This window comes from Armatimonas sp. (assembly GCF_043757465.1).
GTDB lineage: Bacteria > Armatimonadota > Armatimonadia > Armatimonadales > Armatimonadaceae > Armatimonas.
On record NZ_JAYVPL010000157.1, the window covers coordinates 1 to 3,144 of the forward strand.

Annotated in this window: 2 protein-coding genes; one reads left to right on the forward strand and one right to left on the reverse strand. The window is 57.3% G+C overall.

The window, feature by feature from the left end; translation table 11 throughout:
* Positions 1–90: 90 nt before the first annotated feature.
* Positions 91–693: a class I SAM-dependent methyltransferase gene (locus ACH2ED_RS21890; protein ID WP_395094859.1), complete on the reverse strand. Its 603-nt coding sequence runs from the start codon at positions 691–693 to the stop codon at positions 91–93.
* Positions 694–1,565: 872 nt separating this feature from the next.
* Between ACH2ED_RS21890 and ACH2ED_RS21895 the strand changes: the two genes are divergently transcribed.
* The coding region (locus ACH2ED_RS21895) for a PDZ domain-containing protein (protein WP_395094860.1) at positions 1,566–3,144 on the forward strand (1,579 nt) is incomplete at its 3' end.

Sequence of the window (3,144 nt, forward strand, 5' to 3'; positions counted from 1 at the left end):
TAAGCGCTCTGTTTTTGCCCATTTGCCGGTGGGGATCGCGGCGCATCGTCGGCAAAAAAAGACTGAAAAGTCCCCCGCAATTAGCGGAAACTAAAGTTCTTTGGCGATGTAGGCAAAGACTTGCTCGCGATAGACATCGCTTTTGAAGCCCGTGAGATACTCGCCGTAGCGCTCCCACTGGAGTTTTTGCACGGTCGTGTCGGAGTGCTCGACCAAGTCAAAGATCCAGAACGCCCCACCGGGACGCAGCGCGGCGTAGAGCGCAGTAAAAACCGCCTCCCACTCGCTCTCTTCCCGAAGATGGTGCAGAACGGCGGCGGCCAGAATAATATCCACAGACTCGGGGGCGAGTTCGAGCGCCCGTAGGTCGGTCTGGAGCGTGGTGACGCTGCCCGTGGTGGCGGCACAGACGCGCTCTTTCGCGCGATCCAGCATGGGCTGGGAGAGATCCACAAGTGTGCAGTCGCAGTTTGGCAGAGCCTGAAGCTGCTTGAGCGTGTAGTTGCCCGCGCCGCAGCCTAGATCGAGAAGGTGTTTCGCACGAGGCGTCACGGCGGCGGCGGTCTGCGCGATCTGCTCCAGTGCTAAAGCCGCGTCCATTGTCGCCGTCTGACCCGTCTCTAAGTTCGAGAAGCGCTCGACATCCGCATCGAAGCGTCTCCGAATTTCTTCCACCGTGGATTTGTTATGCATGCCGCTATTGTAGGCGCAGGTTTTTACCCTGTCCAATGAATCGTTTGGATCAGACCAATAGTCTGGAGCTATTTCTCCATAGATTCCCGACCGAGGGGACTGTCTGCTTTAGCTGACGGGGGAATCGGCGACCTCTCTGCCGAAGGCTTCGGGGAAGCCTGGTTAAACTCTTGATTCATTGATTTTCCGTTTCTTTAGTGGTAAACTAGTGTGTTCTTACGACCGATGTTTACAGGCAGTTTAGCAACGTAAAGTTTCCTCGATTTTAGGGGCCTGAGTAAGCCCTCATGATGAGAGCGTTAGTTACGTTGCGGATGTAGGCTGTTATGTGGCGGCTAAGATACTCCTGTTAAAATTTAGATATACGGCTCGGACGGAGCCTTTAGGAGCTAACGTAGAGGGTTGCCTCATGCGTTTCCTAAGAAGCCTGATGCTTAGCGTTGTGGTTTTTGTGATTGTGTCCTAGACATAATTTCAGAAGCTCTCTGCTTTAGCGGAGGGAGTCGTCACGAGCATGTAGGTCCAGACAGCCGCAAAGAGCGGCTTTTTATTTTCGTCCTTGGGCATACCACCGTCACCGGAGCCCCTAGTTTGGTCAGGCCGAGCTTTTCCAGAATTTCGAGCTGCTGCGTAAGGTAGCGCGCAAAAGATAGCGCGCAAGCGGAGTCTTGGGAGTCGTGTACCAGGCAGCGGGCTGCCTGTAGCGGTGGCTGTAGTCCTTGGGGGTGCTGAACATTATCACGCGCGCCAAGAGATGCTCCCGTGCCATCAGCGCCGCATGGCCCCCCCTGAGACTGCTCAGCCAGCGCCCTCTTTTTTCTATTGGGTAGATGTTGCTGGCCTGAGCCCCCCCGATTCAGGTACAACAGGGCATGTTTTCCTTTTCCCTTCCCCCCGCCCTTGTCTACACACTTCCCCCGCAAGCCGCATCGCTGCCTGCCGCGCCTGTCACGGTTCCTGAGAGCTGGATAAAAGCCCTCAAGTGGCGCTCGCTCGGCCCGCCCACTATGGGTGGGCGCATTGTAGGGATGACGGTCTATGAGGCGGACCCAAATCTTTACTGGATCGCGACGGCCTCTGGCGGGCTACTCAAGACGACCAATAATGGCACCACTTTCGAGCACCAGTTCGATAAAGAGAGCAGTGTCTCGATTGGAGCCGTGGCGGTGGCGCAGAGCGATCCAAAAGTTGTCTGGGTGGGCACGGGCGAGAACAACCCTCGTAACTCGGTGAGCTACGGCGATGGGGTCTACAAGTCCCTCGACGGTGGCAAGACTTGGCAGAACATGGGGCTGAAGGGCTCGTACCAGGTCGGTGATATCGTGATTGACCCCAGAGATCCCAACACGGTCTATGTCGGGGCGCTCGGGCGGCTCTACGGAGAGAGTGAGGAGCGCGGCCTCTACAAAACTACCGACGGCGGCAAGAGCTGGGCAAAAGTTCTGTATTTTGACAACAAGACCGGCGTGATTGATATTGCTGTTAAGCCCGGCGATCCCAATACAATGCTCGTGGCACTCTGGGAGCGCAAGCGCGATGAGTTCGATGCCTGGTCCGTCCTCAAGCCACCCGATGGCACCGATGGCTACGACCCGGAGGTGAAGTGGGGCAAGCACGCCGGAATCTACAAGACCACCGACGGCGGCAAGAGCTGGAAAAAACTCACCAATGGCCTGCCCACAAGCAAGCTTGGCCGCGTCGGGCTGGATTTCTACGCGAAGAATCCCAACACCGTCTTTGCCATTGTTGACTGCGAGAAGATTGGGCAGGGGGCACAGCCCAAGTACGGCTCGCTCGGAATTATCGGGCAAGATGAGGAGCCCCGAGTTGCGGGGGCGATCAAAGTCTCGCAAGTCGTCAAAGGCGGCGCAGCGGAGAAAGCGGGGCTGAAAAATGGCGATGTGATCACGGCACTGAAGAGCGCGCCCCTTGCCTACCGGCAGTTGATTGCCAAAATCCGCGATGCCAACCCTGGCGAGACGGTCGCACTGACGGTGCTACGCGACGGTAAGCCACAAGAGCTCTCGGTGACGCTCGATGAGGCCAAGCCCGACGAGGCACCGGATCTGGGGACACTGATCGGGGCGTTTGTGCGCGACGGCGAAAAAGGCGTGAGTGTGGCGTTCCTGCGCGATGAAGGCGCAGCGGACAAAGCGGGGATCGCACAGGATGATCTGATCACCGAGGCGGCGGGGAAGCCCATCACCATGACAGCGGCGCTCTTGATGGCATTCTCTGCCGTAAAACCCGGTGAGAAAGTGGCACTCACCGTGCTGCGCGACGGCAAAGAGAAGAAGTTGACAGTCGAGCGCCCCAAGATCGAGCTGCCCAAGCGGCCCTACGAGTTCAACTACCTAGTGCCGCACTTCGTTAGCTTACATGGATGGGTATACTTTGCGGTGAAGGAGGCATCCATGCCCGCTAAAAAGTATATCATCGCTCTCACTCCCG

Excerpts from the sequence above, each read along its gene's own strand:
- ACH2ED_RS21890 (WP_395094859.1), bottom strand. The coding sequence starts at position 693 with ATGCATAACAAATCCACGGTGGAAGAAATTCGGAGACGCTTCGATGCG.